The 19,895-nt window shown below is 59.2% G+C and carries 18 protein-coding genes and 1 pseudogene; 6 read left to right on the forward strand and 13 right to left on the reverse strand.

Translation table 11 applies throughout. The features are described 5' to 3' along the window. Positions 1-29 precede the first annotated feature (29 nt). Positions 30-1,406: a DUF882 domain-containing protein gene (locus FHT69_RS01085; protein ID WP_063474448.1), complete on the reverse strand. Its 1,377-nt coding sequence runs from the start codon at positions 1,404-1,406 to the stop codon at positions 30-32. A gap of 416 nt (positions 1,407-1,822) precedes the next feature. Here FHT69_RS01085 and FHT69_RS01090 point away from each other — a divergent pair, with 416 nt between their 5' ends. Then, entirely contained in the window at positions 1,823-2,761 is a 939-nt protein-coding gene (locus FHT69_RS01090) for a sialate O-acetylesterase (protein ID WP_063474688.1), read from the forward strand. Positions 2,762-2,835: 74 nt separating this feature from the next. Here FHT69_RS01090 and FHT69_RS34020 read toward each other — a convergent pair whose 3' ends face one another. Then, positions 2,836-3,198, reverse strand: coding sequence for a hypothetical protein (locus FHT69_RS34020; protein WP_245294557.1), 363 nt, complete (start codon positions 3,196-3,198; stop codon positions 2,836-2,838). An 816-nt stretch (positions 3,199-4,014) separates the two neighbouring features. Continuing rightward, positions 4,015-5,229, reverse strand: a complete 1,215-nt coding sequence (locus FHT69_RS01095; RefSeq protein ID WP_063474449.1) for a phosphotransferase family protein — start codon at positions 5,227-5,229, stop codon at positions 4,015-4,017. Between the two features lie 199 nt (positions 5,230-5,428). Here FHT69_RS01095 and FHT69_RS01100 point away from each other — a divergent pair, with 199 nt between their 5' ends. Together FHT69_RS01100 and FHT69_RS01105 are read left to right on the forward strand one after the other, a co-directional pair. Beyond that, a complete protein-coding gene (locus FHT69_RS01100) occupies positions 5,429-5,629 on the forward strand; it encodes a hypothetical protein (RefSeq protein ID WP_063474450.1) in 201 nt (66 codons plus the stop codon). Positions 5,630-5,728: 99 nt separating this feature from the next. Next, positions 5,729-5,956: a hypothetical protein gene (locus FHT69_RS01105; protein ID WP_143541105.1), complete on the forward strand. Its 228-nt coding sequence runs from the start codon at positions 5,729-5,731 to the stop codon at positions 5,954-5,956. Between the two features lie 138 nt (positions 5,957-6,094). Here the strand turns inward: FHT69_RS01105 and FHT69_RS01110 are convergent, their stop codons facing one another. Continuing rightward, positions 6,095-6,448 carry an RT0821/Lpp0805 family surface protein gene (locus FHT69_RS01110; protein ID WP_063474452.1) on the reverse strand — a complete coding sequence of 118 codons (354 nt, stop codon included), beginning with the start codon at positions 6,446-6,448 and terminating at the stop codon, positions 6,095-6,097. Positions 6,449-6,645: 197 nt separating this feature from the next. On the opposite strand from FHT69_RS01110, the gene FHT69_RS01115 reads away from it, so the two are divergent. After that, positions 6,646-7,095: a hypothetical protein gene (locus tag FHT69_RS01115; RefSeq protein ID WP_063474690.1), complete on the forward strand. Its 450-nt coding sequence runs from the start codon at positions 6,646-6,648 to the stop codon at positions 7,093-7,095. 64 nt (positions 7,096-7,159) lie between these two features. Further along, a pseudogene (locus FHT69_RS34750) lies at positions 7,160-7,273 on the forward strand (transposase domain-containing protein); the annotation flags it as partial. A gap of 825 nt (positions 7,274-8,098) precedes the next feature. Here FHT69_RS34750 and FHT69_RS01125 read toward each other — a convergent pair. The 6 genes from FHT69_RS01125 to FHT69_RS01150 form a co-directional block, all read right to left on the reverse strand. Next, entirely contained in the window at positions 8,099-10,375 is a 2,277-nt protein-coding gene (locus FHT69_RS01125; protein WP_183904773.1) for a TniQ family protein, read from the reverse strand. After that, a complete protein-coding gene (locus tag FHT69_RS01130) occupies positions 10,365-11,366 on the reverse strand; it encodes a TniB family NTP-binding protein (protein ID WP_183904774.1) in 1,002 nt (333 codons plus the stop codon). Before FHT69_RS01130 ends, FHT69_RS01125 begins: the two co-directional genes overlap by 11 nt. A 29-nt stretch (positions 11,367-11,395) precedes the next feature. After that, positions 11,396-13,690 (reverse strand): hypothetical protein, encoded by a 2,295-nt coding sequence (locus FHT69_RS01135; RefSeq protein ID WP_183904775.1) that lies wholly within the window; start codon positions 13,688-13,690, stop codon positions 11,396-11,398. Continuing rightward, complete coding sequence (locus tag FHT69_RS01140; RefSeq protein ID WP_183904776.1) at positions 13,677-14,534, reverse strand: hypothetical protein; 858 nt, start codon at positions 14,532-14,534, stop codon at positions 13,677-13,679. The genes FHT69_RS01135 and FHT69_RS01140 overlap by 14 nt, the downstream gene beginning before the upstream one ends. Further along, on the reverse strand, positions 14,531-14,773 hold the full coding sequence (locus FHT69_RS01145) for a hypothetical protein (protein WP_183904777.1): 243 nt from the start codon (positions 14,771-14,773) through the stop codon (positions 14,531-14,533). Before FHT69_RS01145 ends, FHT69_RS01140 begins: the two co-directional genes overlap by 4 nt. Before the next feature lie 148 nt (positions 14,774-14,921). Continuing rightward, positions 14,922-15,209 (reverse strand): hypothetical protein, encoded by a 288-nt coding sequence (locus tag FHT69_RS01150; protein WP_183904778.1) that lies wholly within the window; start codon positions 15,207-15,209, stop codon positions 14,922-14,924. A 672-nt stretch (positions 15,210-15,881) separates the two neighbouring features. Between FHT69_RS01150 and FHT69_RS01155 the strand changes: the two genes are divergently transcribed. Next, positions 15,882-16,859 (forward strand): hypothetical protein, encoded by a 978-nt coding sequence (locus tag FHT69_RS01155; RefSeq protein ID WP_183904779.1) that lies wholly within the window; start codon positions 15,882-15,884, stop codon positions 16,857-16,859. 34 nt (positions 16,860-16,893) lie between these two features. On the opposite strand, the gene FHT69_RS01160 is transcribed toward FHT69_RS01155, so the two are convergent. The 3 genes from FHT69_RS01160 to FHT69_RS01170 are packed head-to-tail and all read right to left on the reverse strand — an operon-like array spanning position 16,894 to position 19,868. Further along, complete coding sequence (locus FHT69_RS01160) at positions 16,894-18,687, reverse strand: DUF2326 domain-containing protein (protein WP_183904780.1); 1,794 nt, start codon at positions 18,685-18,687, stop codon at positions 16,894-16,896. Beyond that, a complete protein-coding gene (locus FHT69_RS01165; protein ID WP_183904781.1) occupies positions 18,674-18,922 on the reverse strand; it encodes an ABC-three component system middle component 8 in 249 nt (82 codons plus the stop codon). The genes FHT69_RS01160 and FHT69_RS01165 overlap by 14 nt, the downstream gene beginning before the upstream one ends. Then, a complete protein-coding gene (locus tag FHT69_RS01170; RefSeq protein WP_131720830.1) occupies positions 18,906-19,868 on the reverse strand; it encodes an ABC-three component system protein in 963 nt (320 codons plus the stop codon). Before FHT69_RS01170 ends, FHT69_RS01165 begins: the two co-directional genes overlap by 17 nt. Positions 19,869-19,895: the final 27 nt, after the last annotated feature.

Here is a 19,895-nt window from a genome sequence, read left to right on the forward strand (position 1 = left end):
TGCAGCGCATCAAGCCTTGATGATTGCGGTCAGCCCTCCGGGGGCGACGCAAACCGGCTCGCATCGAACAGGTCTATGGCGGCGACCGGAGTGATGTCCTGACCTGAGGTCGCGGCATCGACCTCACGATGAACCGTGCGGGGGGAAACGCGAGGCGCGTTCAATTCCATCACCTCGCCGGGAGAATGCAGCGCCCATTTCATCAGCGCCGCGTCCGTGGTCGTTTCAAAGAAACTTGCTTCTTCCCAGGAAGCGGTCATCGGCAGGGAGGCGATCATATCCGCGCCCTGCTTGGAGGCCTGGTGTGCAACACGGAGAGGTTCGAAGCGCGCGTAGCCCGGCAATGCGGGCGCAGGTCTGGCCGGAAGCACTTCAATTGGGCCGATCGATGCCGTCTCCAGTTTGTCATCCACATCAGCGTCGTGCTCAAGGGCAGCCGGCCGCATCGCCGGTATCGGAATCGGCAAAGATGCAAGATCCCCAGCGGACCGTTTGTCATCCTGCTCGACCGCGCCGGTCTGCAGCGCCAGCGCATTCAATGCCCGGCTGCGGGGCGTGGGCAGAAGCGCCGTCATGAGCTTATTGTCTGTGGTGTCGCCGCCCGGCCCGGTCGCCGCGCCCACCTCTTCGTCTTCTCCAGCGGTGCTGGCGATCTGGATCGAGGTGGAGCTGCCGCGCTTCCTGTAGTTCGCAACCGCCTGATTGTATCCAGGCAGCGGCCGGCCATCGGCAGGGAGATGCATCGTCTGCCCGTTCGGGAACAGTCGGGCGAGTTCCTGCCGGGACATGCGGGGCCAGGCCCTGACATTGCCGACGTCGAGATGCACGAAGGGCGATCCCGAGGTCGGATAATATCCGACGCCGCCGCCCTGCATCTGCATGGCCAGCGCCCGCAGCGTCGAAAGCTTCACGCCGGGAACGTAGAAATCCATCGCCTTGCCCAGCATATGCTGGCTCTTCTTGGCGACGCCCGTGCTGCGCGAGCGGTTGCGGAGCATGTTGTTGGTGGTGGGCGAACGATAGGCGGAGACGATATGGATATAGTCCTTGCCGCCGCTGCGCTTATACACCTCCCAGACCAGGTCGAGCAGCCGCGGATCCATCCGGGTCGGCTCGTTCCTTCGCCAGTCGCGCAGAAACCGATTGATCTGGGCAAGGCCTTTGGGATCGAACTTTCCGTCGCGCTTATAGGTGATCGTGGCCCGCTCGCCGGTATGGGTAAAGAACAGCTTCAGGGCCCGGTCTTCGGCCGAGGCAACGGATGCCGAGCCGACAAGCGCCGGCAGCGCAAACAGAGCCGGCAGAATGGTCTTCGCGACCAACCGTTCCGCACGCGACAGCAGCGTGGCAATTCCGCCCAAGCCTGCGCCCGATAATCCTCGCACTGGATACTTCAACACGAACAATCCCGCCTACACCAAACACGCGACGATGTGCGGGAACCTCCGCATCCATCACGCCCAGTAAAGCCAGCTTATGGTCAACAAATCGCTAACAAGCGTAACCGGTGCTCCGCTCCTACACTGTCCTCGCCGCCCCAATCCGCCTTTCTATGGACGAGCAACGGGAGTTTTCTCCATAGCAGGCGCGATCTCTCACCCAACCGGATTATTGAAATCACCGGTCCGGTCTATATTTGAGCAGGTTTCGGCGACCCTATGAGAAATAGTCGTCGATTGGGCTCGATCTTCGCGACGAACGCTCTTTTAAAGATCATGCCCGAAGCAAGCGGATGTGGCTGGTGTAAAGGAACCCTCATGGCTGGAGCAGCCTTGATCGGTCTGAGGCTCCATGTCATCGGATGATGTTTGAAGGTAACGGCATGCGCAAAACAATGGCAGTCGGCCTCGCCGCCTTGATCGCCATGTACTTTCTCGGCGGCATGAGCGCGAGACATGAGACATTTCCTTGGCCACAACTTTCCGCGATGAGGAAAATGGTTGGCGGAGAGAAGGCGACTGCTCCAAGCCGTTATACGTTCGACGACAAGGAACGACTCATCGGGGATGAATCAAAAACGCTTGTGACCTGCCCGGCTCAAACTGACCGAACGGCTGTCTTACTCATTCTTGGCCAATCGAACGCGGCCAACGACAGTGGACAACGGTACAAGTCAAATTATGGCGCTCGCGTTATAAACGCCTTTGACAAACGGTGCTTCATCGCCGCGTCGCCACTTCTTGGATCGACCGATACCAAGGGAGAGTATTGGACGCTTCTTGGCAACAATTTGATCGCATCGGGACAAAATGACAGCGTCATCCTCGCACCCCTCGCATATTCCGGATCTGAGGTCGCACGATGGGCGAAAGGCGGTGACCTCAATCCTATGCTGGTCGATACATTGAAACAGCTTCAGGATTCCGGTTATCGGATAACGAACGTCCTCTGGATGCAAGGAGAGGCGGACCTCGTTATCGGCACCACTGCGGAGGCCTACCAGAACCGTTTCATGTCGATGGTTGACACATTGCGTCAGTACGGCGTCGAAGCACCGGTTTACATTTCGATCGCATCGAAATGCCTCGAACCGAGCAACGGCGGCTTCAAGGAGCATATTCCGGACAACGCGATAGTACGGGCGCAACTGGCCCTATCAAGAAGCGGCCCCGGTATCCGAGAGGGCGTCAATTCCGACGCGTTGCTCGATGGAGAAGACCGCTACGACGATTGCCATATCGGGGGCACAGGCGCGGAGAAACTGTCGCGGGCCTGGCTGAACCTTTTGCGCGGCGATGGCCGACTGGAAACCTCGCGATAATCTTCCCAGAACCGGTTTTCGCGCCTTAGCGAGCTTCAGCTTCAGGCTCTGAAAGCTGAACAAACTCTATGTCCTCAGAAGTTTGGACTATTCTCATGGCCCTCCAACTCAGGGCACCCCCTGATGTTGCCGAAACCGATCGTTCGCCGGTCGCCGGATTCATCCAGACCTCTGAGCACGATGATATTCTCATCCTGCTGTATAATCTCGCTACGATAGATACCGGCCCGAATCGCCCGGTTTTTCGCTTGGCTTATATTGCATTGCCCGGGCGGCGGAGTGACATGCCAGTATCTCGTACCTTGCCCATCCGAATGCCATCCGCCGGAAGCAGCGAATCCCGACAGACTGGATAGCAGTATGCCAGATGCCAATATCATGCTGCCTAGAACCAGTTTCATGTCATCTCCGTAAGCTGCGGCAGGGCTCGTCTTCATTCTGCTTGTCCTGTTTTTCAACGGACAACCGGGTTTCCCATGGCGTCACCACCACATTAAGTGGCTCGCGCTAACACTGTGCTAACGCCGGTTTCGGCGGCAATTTGCGGATATTGGCGCGGGTTGCGCCGGCGTTGCTCGCCGAGGATCAAAAGGAGCCCCGCCGAAACGCGCCTATTTGTGGAAAGGACGGACCGCACAGGAAGGAAGGGAAGCGGACAACCCCAGTTATGGGGCGCCTGTGCGATCCTTGTGCTCTAACAGTAGATAGCCGGAAAAGTTCCTTAAGGTTCCTGACCAATGAATGGCTCCGAACCGGCAGGAGAGGGCGGATCGCGAAGATTGCAAGGGGTGTGCTGCTGGAGACAGGAGACTCCTCTGCGCGATCCGCTCCGAGCCAAGTAACACTTTTGTATGACAACAGTTCCGGTGTAATTCTGCGCGGTAATAGTATTGTCGACGTCAAGGGACCTGCTAATGCCAAAAAAAGGACCCCGCTTCTGAGCGGGGCTAAGGTTGAGGTGGGCCGAACAGCTAAATGTCGTGTGGCTGTTGTATAACAAATCTCCGCACGGCCCGAAGGTATTACGATCAACGGAGCAAATTGTTCCGTGCCGACAGATTTTTTTAATCAGTCGCACAATTCGTTCCGCCACTTCGGGCTCCACGTCCTGGCGAAGCCATTCTTTAGCAGTTTCTTGTCGACTTCAGGCCGTGCTCGGCCAGCAGTCTTTCAGCCAAAGGTCGCTTCCCGCAGCGGCATCGGGCGTTCGGCTTCCGGGCGTGGATCACCCGATCCAAACCCGGATATGCTCTCTAACTCCCCGCCCTCAGCAATGCCGCCGTCCGCCTTAGCCAGTCGGCGGGATCGTGGCGGTGATAGACCTGTTCCGACGGCTCGATGTTGTCCAGGAACCGCCGATAGATCACGGCCTGCCTGGCCGCGGCAATGGGCGCGAGGAGGCCGGCCGCACGAGCGGGCTCGCAGCCGGGCAGCCGGGCCAGCCATGCGCGAGCCCAGTGCTCCTTGATCGTCTCCACGTACTCGGATGCGACGCGGTCGAGAAATGCCGGCTGGTCTAGCATCGGATGGCCGATCCCGCTGTCGCCCCAATCAAGTAGAGTAAGGGTTCGTTCTGTTCCGCGAAAGTTGCCGGGATGAAGATCGCCGTGGACCAGCGTATCAGGCAATCCGCAGGACTCGAGCGCGGCAAAGCGGTCGGCGAGACCGCTGACGAAACGCTGGAGCAGCGTAAGCTCGTTCCGAGGCAGCTCCTCGCTTGCACGCTCCGTCACATCGCCGATCGCAGCGATCAAAGCCGGACCGCCCCAGTCCGGCAGTCCCATGGAGCGCAATTGATCAACGCGGCCGGTCCACGATGACTGCAGCTCAACCAGTAGGGTCACCATCTCGAGCAGTCGCGGCAACGGCGCCTCGTACATGTCCTCGCCCGCGATTTCTGCGAGCAGCATGCGTCCGCCGTCGTGGCCAAGCAGTTCCGGAACGGGACGGCCGGCCAATGCTGTGATGACGCGCGGCTCGTGCGCGAAGAATGGCGGCACGACTTTTAGCCATACAGTTTGGCGGGCGACAGGAATGCGCCAGATGCTGGATAGATTCCAGCTTCGGATCTGGACAGGCATCCCGGCGGGCGCCAAGCCATGCCCGGCTAGTATGCGCGTCGCCCAAGCGAGATCGGCGGCAGGCCCGCCGGGTTCAGCGTAGCTTTGGCGCAGCGGGTGGGGCTCGAGTCGCCCTGCCCAGACCTCGGTCGGAACGGACTGTGCGACCTCGGCCAGATACGTGACCTCCCCACCGTGCGGTCGGTCGCGAACTGCCTCCAGCAGCCGCAGGATCGTGACATCGATCCCATAGTATTCGCGGACGGCTAGGACTACCGACTGCGCATCCTGCCACCAAGGAAGATCAACCGGGACCAGTGCCAGTCGGCCGATCACGGCACCCTCTGGCGTAACGAGCACCAGACGGGCGACACGCGGCGGCGGCTCCGATTGCTTTTCGCCGTCCATGGTTCCCCTCGCGACTCCCCAAACACAAAAGCGGGATGACGTTGGCGCAATGTGACCGTAGTGACAACGAATCCTTGCTACGACTCGTTCTGGTGTCTAGCTTTTCGATGCTCGCGCATCCGCGCTCCGCTGCATGACGCAGTTCGCTACCGCAACATTATCTCCGAGCATGCTCTCCCTGAAATGACGAGGATCTGACATGCTTGCTGAACGTCATACGACACCGGAATCCAACCCCGTCGACGCAGCTATGGCCTGGCACGGAGGGGATCCGCGCGCAACCATCGATGCTCTGCTCAAGGATCGGGAACGGCTGTGCGAACAGCTTGCAATGGCCCAGGCATGCATCAGCAAGGGCTATACGCGCGGTTGGCTGCCCGGCGCTGAATTCGAGGGGTGATGACGATAACTGCGGAGACGAGCAGCATCCCGGGGTTCGTCGCAGAACTTGTACGGCAAATGAAGTTGACCGCCGACCGCGGGCGAAATCGAGAGCTTGTTGCCTCGTGCGATGATCACGGTGCGCGATCTGCGCCAGCAAGCTGGCATCCCTCGAAGTGGTACCGAACACGATGCAATCGTCCGGCTGGATATCGTGGCAAAAGGCATCGTCACATTTTCCCAAGCGAATATTTCGGCAACCCGTCGCGAAGCGGCAGATTTGGTCCGGAGTTTCTGGATCATTGTCGACAGCGGGACCATAGTGACCTTGAAGCCGTCGCGGTAAAGCAACAGCGATCGTCCTCCCGTGTGATTTAGGCTAGTAGCCTCCCCGGCGCATGGGGGGCGTCCTTGCGATTGATCGTTATTCGAAGAGAGCACGGCGAAGATGCCGTTGGCGCGAGACCGGACGTCGAGCGCTACCCTATTGGCGGCCCAGTTTCCAACTGTCCCCAGACGGACAGGCTACGCCGTTGAAGCGCGTCATGCCGTCGAGCGATTGCCGACTGGTTACAAAACCGCGACATCCGTCCGGCCCATCGTTACTGGCATCGATCTGTTCGATAACGCCCGCGCTGCCCGTCGATGGGTTGGCCCAAGCAAGCGCAGTCGCACCGACAGCACCGCGACCGACTGTATCTGCGATCACCGCTTGATCGGTCAAAGGCGTCTGGTGCTGGATTGCTGACTGGGCGAGGGGAGTCTCAAGCGGCTCGATATGAGAGCACGCCGCCAAGGCCGCGATGCTCATTGCCGAGATGAAGTGCTTCGGAGTCATCGCTCGGATAAAGCGCTTTGCCTGTTGTGTTTCAAGTTACGAATAGTTCACATTCTGGCGAGGTCTGAAGAAAACGAGGTCGCGTTTCAACCGTTCGCTACGATTACCGTGATGACCAAGTCTCCGTTGCTCGCCCAAGCGACACCCAGTAGTCTCGTCGTCTCATCGACATATCGACAGTGGCACGCATCGATTCCATGGCAATTCTCTTCAAAACAACAATCAGCGAAAACACCGCATTCGAGATGATCGAACGGTCACTGTCAGGTGTTTACCAATATGACGGTTATCTCAATGTCGTTAGCGATGCGGGCGAGACGGCATTGTCTTGGGGTCCGGCAATGCATGCCGAAGAGTTCAAGGCAGAAGTCAGCCAAATCCTGCGGCAGACTTGGGATGCTGCCTGCTTCTGGGTCATTTATGAGCGCCGCGAAGACCGGAAGGATCCAGAAGGGACTGACATCCGTAACGCGGCTTTCCGCCTGACGCGCGGATACAGCGGCGTTATCGTTGTCACGCTCAGCCTCCTCGGGAAGCGTGACAGCGCCAACGACCTGGAACTCGTCTTCGTCTGCTTCGAGCAGGATTTTCACAGGAGGAATTTTCGCGTGCGCTATGAGGGTAAGCCGATACCAAACCCGGACTGATGTTGCGAGGACGTGTGCTCACGCGCGCGACCCGTTCTACGTTCGATTTGCAGACGAGGGCAAGGCACGAGAACTGGCGACCATCGCTTCGCTCATCGAGACCGGCAAACTCAATGCCGTCGATCCGCAGACCTATCTCACCGCCACACTCACTGCCATAGATAAGCTATTGCCGTGGAAGGAAATCACAGACTTCGACTTTGACGACGGCCCGCTTAAGATGTGTTGGAACTGGCAACACCATCGCACGCAGGATGCTCCGACAGAGTACCTATGCCCATGATCAATCGGGAGGTTGGCCGCCCGCGAACCGTCGGTGCCGAGGGTTAAGGGGGATTCCCGAAAACGAGTTTGAAAAGGGTGCTCCGGATCAGGGGCAGACACCCTTTTCGTGCTGAGTTTTGCAGTCTCAGCGGAACGGAAATTAGCAGAGAGATTGCTGTCTACCATCGGACCGAAGTCCGACTCACTCGCAATAATTCGTCGATGTCAGCAGCCGAGGTGACACCATCAATTGAGTTGCATTGTGCCTCTACGTCAGGGTTGTGGCGGACGCTTCGAGGGTCAACGCGCTTACAAAAAAACAGGCGCAGGAAGGATTGCGCAGGGCCTACATCCATGCTCTCGCGTCCGAGGCGCGCGTGCCCGCTTGTTGAAGTGGAGGGCCGAGCTGTCTCCTCGTCGGCCATGGACCCTCGACCAGGTGAAAAGGCTAAGGGGGCGCAGCTTATGGCTATGGGGCAGTCTTCATCTGCACCGCCACATAAGTACGGATTCTGAACCATTGCTTTCCCTTAAAAAAGCGACTTGTAAAATCTCATAAGTCCGCATTGGAAATTCATAAGCGTGGATTCTAGGAGGCCCAGACACCATAAACGCGGACTGGGAAAACGAGCACTCTGACACCAGATCGTCGTAAGATTCTAACGTGAGCGATCATAGTGTACAATACCGAGGCGCGGGGCCATTTCTGATCGCGCGCCTCTCTCGTGGGTTCGGTGGATCAGCGCATCTTGTGGCGGAAGAATACCTCGAACCGCCCCAACTCTTTCGTGATCGCCTGCAGGTCCGAAGGCGTCGTCGCAGAAGCTCGTGCGACGGCGCTATGTCTGTCTGTTTCCCATTCGAACGACGAAAGCGCCGCCTCGATTTGTTTTCGTCTAGCTAAGAAGACTTTCCAACTTCGCGACCATTCCGCCTTGGCGAACCGAACGGTAAAGACAACGTTGCCGTCCTCAATCTCCACATTGAAGGCACACTTCCGGGTGGTCGTCCTGATGATCGATCTGCCGTCGGATTTCAGTTCCGGTACTATGAACGAAGAGCAGTTTTCCGCCGCCGCAACCCGGAATTCCTCCCAAAGGTCGATCTCGGACTGTAGGAGGTTTGTTCGAATTCCGAATGCCGCTTCGAACTCGGACCTGCGCGCTACAAGTGCGACGACGTCGTCGTAAGGAAATTGGATGGCCAGCCCGCTCTCCCGCGCTCGCTTGGCTACGGTCAACGGCATTTCGCCGTCGGACTTGACCGCGGCTACGACATTGACGAATGCCCGGTGAAACTCAAGCGCGTCTTCACGGCAGATCGCTCCGTTGCGCCGAAGGATGCCTGTGCTCGCCAGGTAAGCGATACCCTTCGACCCGATACCCGTCATTGCTGTGAATTCTGCTGCGAGCATGAACTCGCTTCCAAGATGACGGCGCCCGGAGGTAGCGGGTTTGCCTCCCCACGTAATGTGGCCCATTCCCGACATTCGAACGAACCGAAGGGTGCCAAAGCCGCCTTGCTCCGACCGAAAGCATTCGAGCTCTCCTGATAAGACCCTCGAGATTACCGTTCCGACCTTTATATTGTTCCATCGTGCCTGCCTGACGAGACTGACCGTTTCGACGTCGGTGGGGCAGGCGGGGAACTCGCTGAGCTTTCGCACCATCAAATCGACTTCCTGACGAAGCACGTGGCGCATCGCCCGGCCACCACGAACGAGACTGACGCAGCCAGTCCATCCCTCCTTGGTCATTGCATACAGGAGTTGGTCGAGCTCCTTCTCTCCAAGTCCGACCAGTTTGCAGACCTCAGGCAGGGTAGCTGCCCCGTCAATTTCATGGGCGATTCGATCGGACGTCGATCGTTGAATCTGGACGACGCCGTTGGCGGCCTTTGTCCACGTGCCGTCGACCCGGCGCAGAAGCCGTTTCAATCCATCGGTCGTCAGACCAAGACGCCTCTTAACCGCAGAATTGCTAAGATCGTAGCCGCAGTCGATCGGTGGCGCGCAAATCTGCCCGGAGAGAGGATGATCCTCTCCCACCGCAGCCGCGTTCGAATCCTGCCGCGGCTCGGTGACACTTTCCGCCTTTCGCAAAAGAGGCCGCGCCAATCCACCAAAACGGCTCAAAGCCTTGAGCTGTGCTGCATAGATCCTTTCCCGCAGGGCATCACTGCCATTTGCTTCCCGGAGTACAAAGTTCCCATATCCTAACGAGTCGCGAGTCCCGCGGCTTCGGACGTCTGGGGGAACGTGCTCTGCAATCCATCCGGCAACTCTTCTCTCCAGATGATTCAACGTCCTGCCGAGCGCCTCGAATCCTACAGCGGCATCGCTGTTCGACGTTGGTGGTTTTGAAGCGCTGTATGGGTTTGAGAGGAACCGTCCTACTGCAACGGCGTACCTCAGCGCCATGTTCAATGGCTGGTCATCGAGCAATGGCCGCTTCCGTGAAGCGCTTGCGGCACCGAGGCGTTGCAGGACATAGGCCTCGAGCGTGTCTTTTTCCTCGCACGCAATAACGGGAGGTTCGCAAAATGCCCTGACCTGTCCGTAGAACGGCCATCGGCGCTCCTCCCAAAAGCCCATTTCCGGCCGCGCGAGTGGACCGCCATGCATCGGGCAGACGTTGAATGCGGCGATATCCCACCACGCACGATGATAGGGAGCTTCGTCGAGACACGTTGCACAATACTTGCCTTGTCTGAAGAGCCTGCTTTTCGATAGCCGCTCTCCGGAGAGGACGAATTGGCCATCCGTTGTGATGGGTGTCCAACGGATCAAGCTCTCCTTCTCCTCTTCCTTCAATGGGAGCCGCAGGACGGCTTCGAGCATCCTGGCCATTGGATCCCCGCTACCCACAAGCTTGGCCTTGACCGCGTAGGCGTCGGGCCGTCCGTAGCCGTTGTCATCGACGAGCCTGGCGATATAGGAGTTCGCCGGCTCGGCGAAGCATGGACGGGCGCGCCATCTGGAGAAGGCGCGCTCGATACGAAACCAGTTATGCAGCATCGCTTCCGAACCCGAAATACTTGAAGGTGTCGCCCTTGCGCATGCGGGTCGAGACTGCTTCGCGAAGGTGCTCTATCAGGATGTGCGACGTTCCTGCGTTGAAGGCGATGAAGGCAGCGGGCCGAATGAGGTTCATGACACGGCCGACCATCCCCTCGCTGTAGCGGAAGAGATCCTCGACGATGGTCGGATCATCGAGACCGCTGAGATTTTGAAAGGGGAGACGTTTGTCGATGCTGCGCAGAAGCCCCGCGAAACGCTTCATGTCGTCCTTGCCGCCGGAAAGCGGTGCGAGGGGGACGGAATTGTATCCCCTGTTTGCGAAAGCGTCGATGCCGTTGACGAAATCGTCGATCTTGCTGTCTCCCACCAGGAGTACCGCCAGCGTTTTGAAATCGAGGATCGTCTTGACGAGTTTGTACATGCTAGCCGCAGAGAGCTCGGTGCGTCCGAAGAACAGGTCCTGAGCGTCGTCGATGATCAGGAGCTGCGTCTTCACGCGCAGCAACTGCAGAAGCGCGTCGTCGACAAAGGTGCCGACGCCTCCGCGGGCGGGGTGTCGGTTGACAGTCAGTTCGTTGATCTTCTTGGCGAACTCGGTGGGCATCATCTGAACGCTGGCCTGCAGATGAACGACGGGGAAGAGTTCGCCCTCGTCGTCCAGGGTCGGCGGATAGGCGGCTGCGTAGTATTCGCAGACTGACGATTTGCCGGTTCTGCTAGCCCCGAGCATTGCCCCCACGGTGCCTTTGGCATGTTGCCCGCCATTCACCGGCATATGATTGCTTTTGATGATCTGGAGGCCAGTGTTAAAGACCGCGTACTTGACCAGGAGGTTTTCGACCATCCGTTGGCGGTCTGTTTTGGGCAGCTTGCTAGCTGCGTCGCGTTGTTCCTGGGTTTCAAACGCCTCTGTATGGAACCTGGTGGATGCAGCCGCGGCGATGGTATCGGCGACGCCCTTTCTTGGCGCGCTTACGGAAATGTTCATCATGTTATCCCTTCGTTGGTGGGTAGAAATCAGACGTCCCAGTCGGCGATGTCGTCCGGTGCGCCGTCTTCGTGCTTGTGGCGGGGCTCGGCGGGAATAGGATCGCGAATGGCCGACCTGCGCACCGCCGTTGCGGTGGCTTTCGGTACGGCAGCCGGATAATCGCCGTCGTCGTCGTCGTCGGCCCGTGCGGGCATCACGCCGACGGCGCGCCGGCTGAGCTTCGTTGGCGCTGCGCGTTCCGGTACGGCGGCCAGTTCGAGGCGGCCTCCGGAATATTCCACGCGGCCCATGCTGACCCGCCGGCTGCGTTCGAACTTGCGGACGTTGCTGGCGTAGAACTGTGCGAGCTTGGTCGCCGTCTTGTGCTTCTTGCGCCGATCGTGCAGTTCCACAAGGGATGCCTGCAGCTCCTCTTTGGCCTCCAGGAGCTGAAGGTCCCGGTCAGCCTCCTTGGCCTGCTCGCGCATGTATTTTACGACGGCCTTGTGGACGTAGAGCTTCAGGCCGGTCGCATAGTCGGCCTCGGCGTCGACGACCGGCACGCGGATCCACTGCTCCTTCTTCGAGTATGGGTTCTTGACCTGGATCGACCCCAGGTCGCTTGGATCGCGCCGGGCTTCGTACTTCCGTCCGGAATGGCTGGCCTGAGTGGCGAAAACCGTGAACTCCGGGCAGTCGTAGTGGAGGTAGTCCCAGCGGAAGCCTTTCGACGAGATCACGCTGGTGGTCTCCTCGCCCGCCAGCCGCACGAAGATGTCCGGGTCGATCAGCGGCGGCTCCGGCGCGTCCTTGATGCCGTCCTCCCAGATCTCGGCCGGAATTCCCTTCAGCGTGGCCAGCTCGTTCAGACCTTCTGTTGGCTTGTAGTGGTGGATGTATGCGAAGTAGTAGTCGAGGAAGCCCTTCAGTTCGCCGAGCGACAGGACCGGCATCGCCTTCTGACGATCCTCGTCGTACTTCTTGCGCTCGTCCGGCCCCATTTCGGTCGAACCTGGCATCCGATGGACGACCTTCATGCCAAGGATTCCGTAGAGATGTTCCGTGGCGCCCTTCTCCCAGCCGCGGGCCGGGCGGTAGGCAACGGTGGCGAACCCAAACTCGCGTGCGGCCGCCTTGATATTGAGGCCGGCAAGGTGCTTGGCGTTGTCCGCACCAAGCGCGATGGGTTGCCCGAACCACGGAAAGGCCACCCCGTTCATCAGGTCCGGATCCTTCTCGAAGATCGCGTGCTTCAGTCCATCCAGAAAGGTTGCGAACGACGGCGCGTTGAAGGACATCGAATATCCGATCACGATGCCGCTTTTACGCTCGCGGAACGTCAGGAGGTCCGGCCGGCCGAAGGCGATCGGATGCTCGTCGTCGAAGACCACGACGTCGAGCGTGGTGTGGTCGATGTCGACCACCTCCAGGATCGTCTCGGGCCTGGCCTGCCGAATTGCCCGCATGTGCCGCCGTTCGGCATAGTCCGGTCCATAGGTGAGGAAGTCCCGTACGAAGTCGTTCATCTTGTTGAGGACGCGCTGGATCTTGCGATCGGGAATTTTGCAGACGCCGTCTTCGTCGACGACCAGTTCTCTGAGGTGATGATACTCGCCTCCGGGTTTCACCAGGCGCGTCATGATGCCTCTGGTGCTCTCCCAGTCGCCGCTGTTCGATACCGCCCACTGCGCGGCGTCTTCGATGAGCTTGGTGACGGCGCTCCCGTACCGCGCGGTGCGGTTCCCCTTGGCGTCGTTATTGTCGACGAACCGGAGGAGAGGATCGAACTGGTTGCCGGTCCGGCTCATCTTCATGAGCGTGTACCACTGTGATCGCTTCGGTGGGTCAGGGTCGTTGATCCGGGCCGCCGTCTCTTCGATCACCGTCTTTTTCTGTTCGTCGGTCAGCCTCCAGACCCCGAGCTCCTCCGCAGCCTTCTCCATGGCGTCGGCGTATTCCATCCTGCGAAGCGCCGCGTCCCTTCTTTTTCCGGTGACGAGAAAGCTCGCACCCGGCAGGCTCTTCGCTCCATCCGGCGATCCGACGACGGGCCGAATGCGGCCATGTCGCTGCAGCTCGTTGATCTGCCCGACGGACAGCATCACCAGGTCGTTTGTGTCGACGTGTAGGAACTGGTATTTGCGCGGTGTGTCCGCAGTCGGTTGGAAGACGCCCGTGTAGAGGAAGATGCCGTACTTGGTCAGCGTCGGGTTCAGCAGGATCCACTGCGACCTGTTCTCGAAGTGACGGCCCTGCGTCGGATGCGTATGACCGCGCTCCTCGGGCAGTTCGAGTTCGTGGTGCTTCTTGATCTTGCGCCAGATGATCTCAGAGTCGGACATTTGACTTCTCCTTTCGGGTTACGATGGTCGATGGCGAGAAGCGTGCGTCGAGATCGACCTCGAGCTGTCCCGCGATCGCGAGCTGCATCACGGCCGAGAAGACCGGATTGTTTTCAGTGACGTGGCGGGCGGCTTCCTGCGGCTCGTCGCTCCAGTGTGCGAAGACCGCATTGATGGGAGCTTCCCGCATCAGCGCGCCGATGGTGGTCGGGAACCGGGTGTCGAGGATCCAGCGACGAATGGCGCTCATCTCCGCCAGTTCGTGGTCGTTCCGTTTGTGCTTCCACATCCGCTTCAGGTTTCCCAAAAGCGGCTCGAGATGAAGCGACGTCTCGTCCAGCAGGAGATACGTCGCCCCCTGGTCGAAGTAGGCCGACTTGAGCTCGCTGGTCCGCTGCCGGACGAACGGGATCGTGGGTTGAACGTGCACAGGCATGACGTCGACGACGAACACGGCGCCGTCGCGGCGAAGGATTCCGACTTCCGGAATGTGCTCCCGCATCTTGAAGCCGGACGACGTCTTCGACCTGTAGGTCGTCTCGATTGGAAAGTCGGCGATCGAGACGATTTCGGGATCGGTGTCCAGATGGAACATCAGGTCGCGGGTCAGGGGCGACGACGTCCGGACCAGACCGCGCGGGTTCTTCCTCGTGGGAAACCATCCGGGCAGGGTTACATAGCGGGTACCCGGCTTGATCTCCTTCTTCGGCTCGTTGCTGAGGAAGACGCCGCGCCAGAAGGCCTCGTTCTCCATTCGCTTCGCCAGGTCATGATCAAGGAACTGGGGCGTTGGCGGCGTCGGCCGGGCAGGCGCGGTGCTGCGGGTCCTGAGCGACGTTCTCATCGACGCCCCTCCGCCTTGTTACGAACCACCCGCCCGGTGCGGAGGTTGACGAGAGGCCTGCCAATGCTGCCATCCTCGTACATGACCATAACGTCGACCTGCCCGAGGTCATGGAGGTCGTCCCAAAGTTCGGACGGCGTCGGGCCGTCGTGACGAGCTACGCGGACATTGGCAGCCTCGCGGATCTGGTCGAAGTTGCGTGTGAGTAACGACGTGGATGCTTTAAATTGGTCTTTCATGGACATAGCTTTCCTGTTCGCGCTCCGGCCTGCCGGCAGCACGTGTTTTTCGATTAAGTTGAGGAAGTCGAGTTCTGGCGCGGACGGACGAGACCGTCAGCGGCGGTTCATATGAGGCTCAACGCGCCGGTGGAGGGGAGCGCCGACATCACGGACGTCTCGCCAACCGGGCGACTGCTTCGCGATCGAGCTGCCCGGTCAAATGCGGGTTCGTCCCTTGGGTGGGCGACCGGAGAAGCCGATGAAGGCCCCGCCGGTGCATCCAGGCGACGTCCTCGTGCCATTGAACAGCCAACGTGCGGTCCGGCATCATTTCGATCGTGTAATCCTCGCCGTACGTCAGGACGGCGAGGGCCCTTCTCGCCAGCGCGAGAAAGTGCTGCTCGACGGATCCCACCGTCATTTTACGAATGCGTGCTTCATATGCTTCAGCCATGGACATACCTTTCCCGTTCGCGCACCGCTCTTTCTCGGGGCACGCTGGCTTCTGTTCCGCTCTGTCTGCTTGCCCCGGCGACCGCCTCAGGACGAGAGGAAGCGAAACATAGAAAGATCGAATTGCCAAGCGACGGCGCGGCGGCCCAAAGTCACTGCGATGCAGGCGAATCCTTTGATCCTACTATGCTTTTTCCGACCCGACGTCCAAGGACACAAAGTCAAACCCGCGCCTAGCAGGTGTCGGTGCAAGCATCTTCCAGAAGATTTTGGGGTGTCGAATCCTGTGCCAAAGAAGAACGCGACGCACGTGCACGGAGGGAAATCGGGTCCCCGAAGTACACGCGGCCAAGGACTCGCGACAACGTCGACGAGAAGCAGGGAGTGAATTGGCAATGGATTCGATGCGGCCCGACCATGCCCGACGGTTCGGGAGGACGGCCGTCAGATGCGGCGTATTCGTCTCATCGCTGTCATGTCCGTCTCCATCATGGACCGGTCGCCGTCGTTCGGCGCGGTCATATGTTCACGATCCGTTCGAGGCGTCAAGGGCTCGGCCAGGTTGTTTTTTACAAGGCGACCTCACGCGATGGGCGCCTTGACGCCCTTCCGGGGGCGTCGGAAGGTGCCGACGGATCGGATTCGGGCGAGCGACGGAAAGAAGGCGGACGGAATGGAGAAGACGGACAAGGGGTACGAGGTCGACGGCCTGAACATATGGTACCACCCGTTCAGGCTGGACATGTATCCCGGCCTCAGGAAGAAGCAGTTGGCCAATCTGCGCGAGCGTCTCGGAGAAGAGGCGGCGACGGCCGCCATCCGTCAAGACGAGACGAAACGGCGCCAGGGCGACAGCCGGAACGTCAACCACCTGAAGCTGATCCGCGGCCATCACATCCAGAACGGCGGCGTGGTATACGACATGGCGAAGCTGGCACCCCATCTTGAAGCGACCTGGGCGAACGATATCGTCCTCGACTATGTCGAGATGACGAAGGGCTTCTATGTCCACTTCGGCGATACGCTCGAATACGACAGGGAGAACCCGGCGTCGCTCATCGAGGGCGTCTATGTCACGCACGTGGACGGCGAGGAGAGGGGATGGATGCTGACCTTCGTCACCAACTATCCCGACTGGGCTGACGCGGAACAGCAGATGCCTTCGACCTCGGAGCGGCATTTCGGCAGCAACTTCTCCTTCATCATCCCGGAGGGCTTCGACGTCGCGCAGGGAGACTATTCGAAACTGCAGATCATCAGCGACCGCGAGCTTGCTTCCGAGGCGAGCCTCTGGCACCTGGGTCGCCTCGCGACGAATGCGATGCTCTACCTGAACCGCGCGCGGCCCGACGTATGGGGCAGCCTGACCACGTACAACATGGCGCTCGACGACACCAGCCGGACACAAATATACGACTGCGGAAGCGACGAGGTCGACTGGAACATCGACTGGAATGGCGTGACGTTGAAGCCGGGCCGCTGGCGCGTGGTAGAAGACGGCCGCGAAGGCAGATCCTTCAAAGTCGAATGGATCGCGCCTCAGGTGGTGGCCGGCCCGGATCGACGCGAATTGGCTCGGGAAGGCGCCGTCGTCCTCGAATTCGAAGCCCGCAAGCGGAAAAAGGACGGGAACGCCTTAGATGATCTTTGAACAGTGCCTTGGCGAAACGGCTATCGCAGTTCCGCTACCATGGCGGCATTCTGAACAGACGGCCGTCGTCGCCTTCGTCGTGCAGGATGCATACGACCTCCCCAGGGTCGAACACCATTTCACCGTCCGACGTTTTTGGGAGATCGGAATCGATAAGGGTGATGATCGACTGAAGGCCGAGCGCGTTGTATCGCCGAATGACCTCTAGGAGGTTTTCCTTCTTCCGATCGTCTAGCGACTCGAAAACGCCGTCATGATAGGCGAAACGGGGGAACTCTTCGGACAGATGTGCCCGCAGGATCGCCAGATCGAAGGCGATGCAGAGGAGCTTCTTGTAGCTGAACCCGCGATCCGCGCTTGTCGCATTGCCCGCGGCATTCAAAAGCTCGGCACTGAAATCGAGGTGTCCTTCCTGATTGACGCGCACGCTCAATAGAGCCTTGGCGTCGATCACTTCCTCGACGATCTCGTTGAAGTAGAGTCGAATGCGCGAAAAAAGGCTGTCGTCGGCGGCGCTTTGCGCTTCGACATTCGTCTCGATCTCTCCGACCAGCCGCGCATTCTCCTCCTTCAGCCCGCGCACCTTCGAGCGGAGGTCCTGAAGGCGATGCAGCGCGTCGCGTTGACGCTCCAAGCTCGCGATGTCCGCACGAAGCGTGACGAGATCGTTGGAATTCTTCCGATATTTCGCGAACAGATCGGTCTCGCTCAGAAATGCCAAAGCGTCGGATCGGCGTTTGCCCAGGCTGCTGAGCTCGCTATTGATCGATCGCAGATCCGCATCGATCTCCTGACGCTCTTCCTCGAGATAGCCGCGGCGCTCCTCGGTTATAGCCTTGTTGAAGGCGATGAGCTGCTCGAAATCCTTTTTGATCTGTCCTGCAAACAGGACACCGGTTTCGGAGAAGAGTTCGGCGGCGTCCTCCGGATCAAAGAGGATTTGATCCTCTTGCAACGCGGTGGTGATCTTCTTGCGGTTTGCCATGAGGGAATAACGCCGCGCGTTCAGTGACGCGATCTGCACGTCGACGCTATCGGCCAGATCCTTGGTGTCGGCCTTGTCTTGCCGACGGAAATCGAAGGCGTCGACCTCGGCCTGCTTTCGTTCCGCCTCTTTCTTCTTCAGGAGCAGCATGCCGTCGATCTTGGCGAGGTCGGAGGCCTCCGGGCCGAGTTCCTGCCGTATGGTCGCCGCCTTGGTCTCTTCCTTCTCGAGCTCCTCCTCCTTCGCGTATTGCTCTTCGACAAGAGCGCCGTCGAAGCCGAGAATATGAGCCAGCGCGGGCTTCCATTCCGAGTGGGCGCCTGCGAAGCGGCGTAGTTGGAAGACGTCGCCGTAGTCCTCCTGCGATCGCAGGAAATATCCAAGAAGCTTGCGGTAATGCCACGGCTTCAAAAAATGCAGGCCGAGATAGCTGTCCAGCAAGTCCCGCGCCCGCTCGAATGGAACGTCATAGTGGTCCCATTCCCGCTCGAGAGATCTGGAAAGGTCCTGGTGTCGCAAAAAATGCTTCTTAAACGCCACGCGGCTGGCATCTGCGACGCTTCGCCGGACAGTGACGTAGCTGCCGTCACCAAGTTCGATCTCCAGGAAAAAGACGAAATCCGAGAACCTGTCGAAATGCTTGAACAGGAAGAACCGGGCGTCGCGCTTCGCGAGAAAGCCGAAGTCCAGAAGGCGCCCGACGGTGCTCTTGCCGAGATTGTGGGTGTCCCGGTCACGGTTTTCAGGTAGACGAATTTCCGCCAGGACGACGTTCAGGCCCTGATCGAATTCGATGGCCGTGAAGATTTCCGGCCTGTTCGTGTAGAGCTTAGACAGTTTCATGCTTGCCAACGTATTCGAAGGAATCTGTTTTCGAATGATATTCGACCAGACCCATCAGAAAGAGGAAATTCAACGACGGAAGAAATAGCACGTCGCCGCCGGGGACGGATCTGCGCGCATACGCCAGCAGCGAACCGTAGTCGCACAGTCGGCGCTCCTTCAGCCGCTTCAGCAGCAGAAGGGCGACGTTGACGACTGTCCGATCCGGATTGGAGTGTTTAGACGGTCGCAGCATTGTCCTCTTCCAGCCCGATATCGCAATTCCAATACATGTAGAAGACCATCGCGCGCGTCAGCCGCTTGTTCCCTCGCAAGACGGAATCGCGTCCGAAAAGGAGATCGGTCAGATATTCCATGACCTTGTCGAAGCTATGGAAAGCCTGTCGGTTGGCAATGATCTTCAATTGAAATTCTGTCACGGCGGTCTCGTAGGATTCAAGGATCTTCATGTTCTCCGGTGCCGCGAGAAAGTTTCGAATCTGCGCCGTGTCCTTTAGGAAGTATTTGCGCTGGGCCTTGGCGTACTCGACCGACATGTTGTTGATCTCGTTTTTTCGCTCGTACGGCATACGTTCGACCGGATGCATCTCGATCGCCTCCGTCAGCGCGCCGTCGTGCCTGCTGAACGCTGCGACCACCATTGCAAGCTCGTCAGGCGAAACAATCAATGGTGACTCGATCGGGTCAAGCTTCGCGAGTCTGGGCACGTCGTCGAACTGCTTCAGCCACGGCTCAATCTGTTCCAGCCCGCATAAGAGGATGGATGATTTCGGCAGCCCGGTCTCGGCGGCTATGTGGTCGGTAATCTTCTCATTGATTGTCGCACCCAGCTTCCGATTGGAAAAGAGCATATAGTGATCCAACTGGCCCGCATCCCGTAGCTTCCTGATCCGGGGCAGTTCCTTACCTATCACGGTGGTTTCGGAATTGCCGTTGAAGAAGTCGGTCTCGTGGAAGGACTTGTTGTAGGCGTTGGTGTGCTTCGCCTGGACGATCACAGTGCCCGACCATGGGCCGGTGGTGCTGGGAATGAGCTGGGCAACGCCCATGAACTTCGCGTCCCGTCCGCCGTCGGGCCCCTTCGCGAATCCTCTGACGCCCGCTCCTAGGAGATGGCGGCAGAGGATGACAATCAAATCCTCGAACTGATCGTCGCCCAGATCCTCGTATCGATACATCATCCGCTGTCTCCGCGCGCGAGCCTACAC

This window comes from Rhizobium sp. BK008 (assembly GCF_014197345.1).
Classification (GTDB): Bacteria; Pseudomonadota; Alphaproteobacteria; order Rhizobiales; family Rhizobiaceae; genus Rhizobium; species Rhizobium anhuiense.

Excerpts from the sequence above, each read along its gene's own strand:
- FHT69_RS01125 (WP_183904773.1), bottom strand. The coding sequence starts at position 10,375 with ATGCTGCATAACTGGTTTCGTATCGAGCGCGCCTTCTCCAGATGGCGC.
- FHT69_RS01165 (WP_183904781.1), bottom strand. The coding sequence starts at position 18,922 with ATGCTGCGACCGTCTAAACACTCCAATCCGGATCGGACAGTCGTCAAC.
- FHT69_RS01140 (WP_183904776.1), bottom strand. The coding sequence starts at position 14,534 with ATGAGAACGTCGCTCAGGACCCGCAGCACCGCGCCTGCCCGGCCGACG.
- FHT69_RS01150 (WP_183904778.1), bottom strand. The coding sequence starts at position 15,209 with ATGGCTGAAGCATATGAAGCACGCATTCGTAAAATGACGGTGGGATCC.
- FHT69_RS01130 (WP_183904774.1), bottom strand. The coding sequence starts at position 11,366 with ATGAACATTTCCGTAAGCGCGCCAAGAAAGGGCGTCGCCGATACCATC.
- FHT69_RS01110 (WP_063474452.1), bottom strand. The coding sequence starts at position 6,448 with ATGACTCCGAAGCACTTCATCTCGGCAATGAGCATCGCGGCCTTGGCG.
- FHT69_RS01155 (WP_183904779.1), top strand. The coding sequence starts at position 15,882 with ATGGAGAAGACGGACAAGGGGTACGAGGTCGACGGCCTGAACATATGG.
- FHT69_RS01115 (WP_063474690.1), top strand. The coding sequence starts at position 6,646 with ATGGCAATTCTCTTCAAAACAACAATCAGCGAAAACACCGCATTCGAG.
- FHT69_RS01090 (WP_063474688.1), top strand. The coding sequence starts at position 1,823 with ATGCGCAAAACAATGGCAGTCGGCCTCGCCGCCTTGATCGCCATGTAC.
- FHT69_RS01095 (WP_063474449.1), bottom strand. The coding sequence starts at position 5,229 with ATGGACGGCGAAAAGCAATCGGAGCCGCCGCCGCGTGTCGCCCGTCTG.
- FHT69_RS34020 (WP_245294557.1), bottom strand. The coding sequence starts at position 3,198 with ATGAAGACGAGCCCTGCCGCAGCTTACGGAGATGACATGAAACTGGTT.
- FHT69_RS01145 (WP_183904777.1), bottom strand. The coding sequence starts at position 14,773 with ATGAAAGACCAATTTAAAGCATCCACGTCGTTACTCACACGCAACTTC.
- FHT69_RS01100 (WP_063474450.1), top strand. The coding sequence starts at position 5,429 with ATGCTTGCTGAACGTCATACGACACCGGAATCCAACCCCGTCGACGCA.
- FHT69_RS01160 (WP_183904780.1), bottom strand. The coding sequence starts at position 18,687 with ATGAAACTGTCTAAGCTCTACACGAACAGGCCGGAAATCTTCACGGCC.
- FHT69_RS01170 (WP_131720830.1), bottom strand. The coding sequence starts at position 19,868 with ATGATGTATCGATACGAGGATCTGGGCGACGATCAGTTCGAGGATTTG.
- FHT69_RS01135 (WP_183904775.1), bottom strand. The coding sequence starts at position 13,690 with ATGTCCGACTCTGAGATCATCTGGCGCAAGATCAAGAAGCACCACGAA.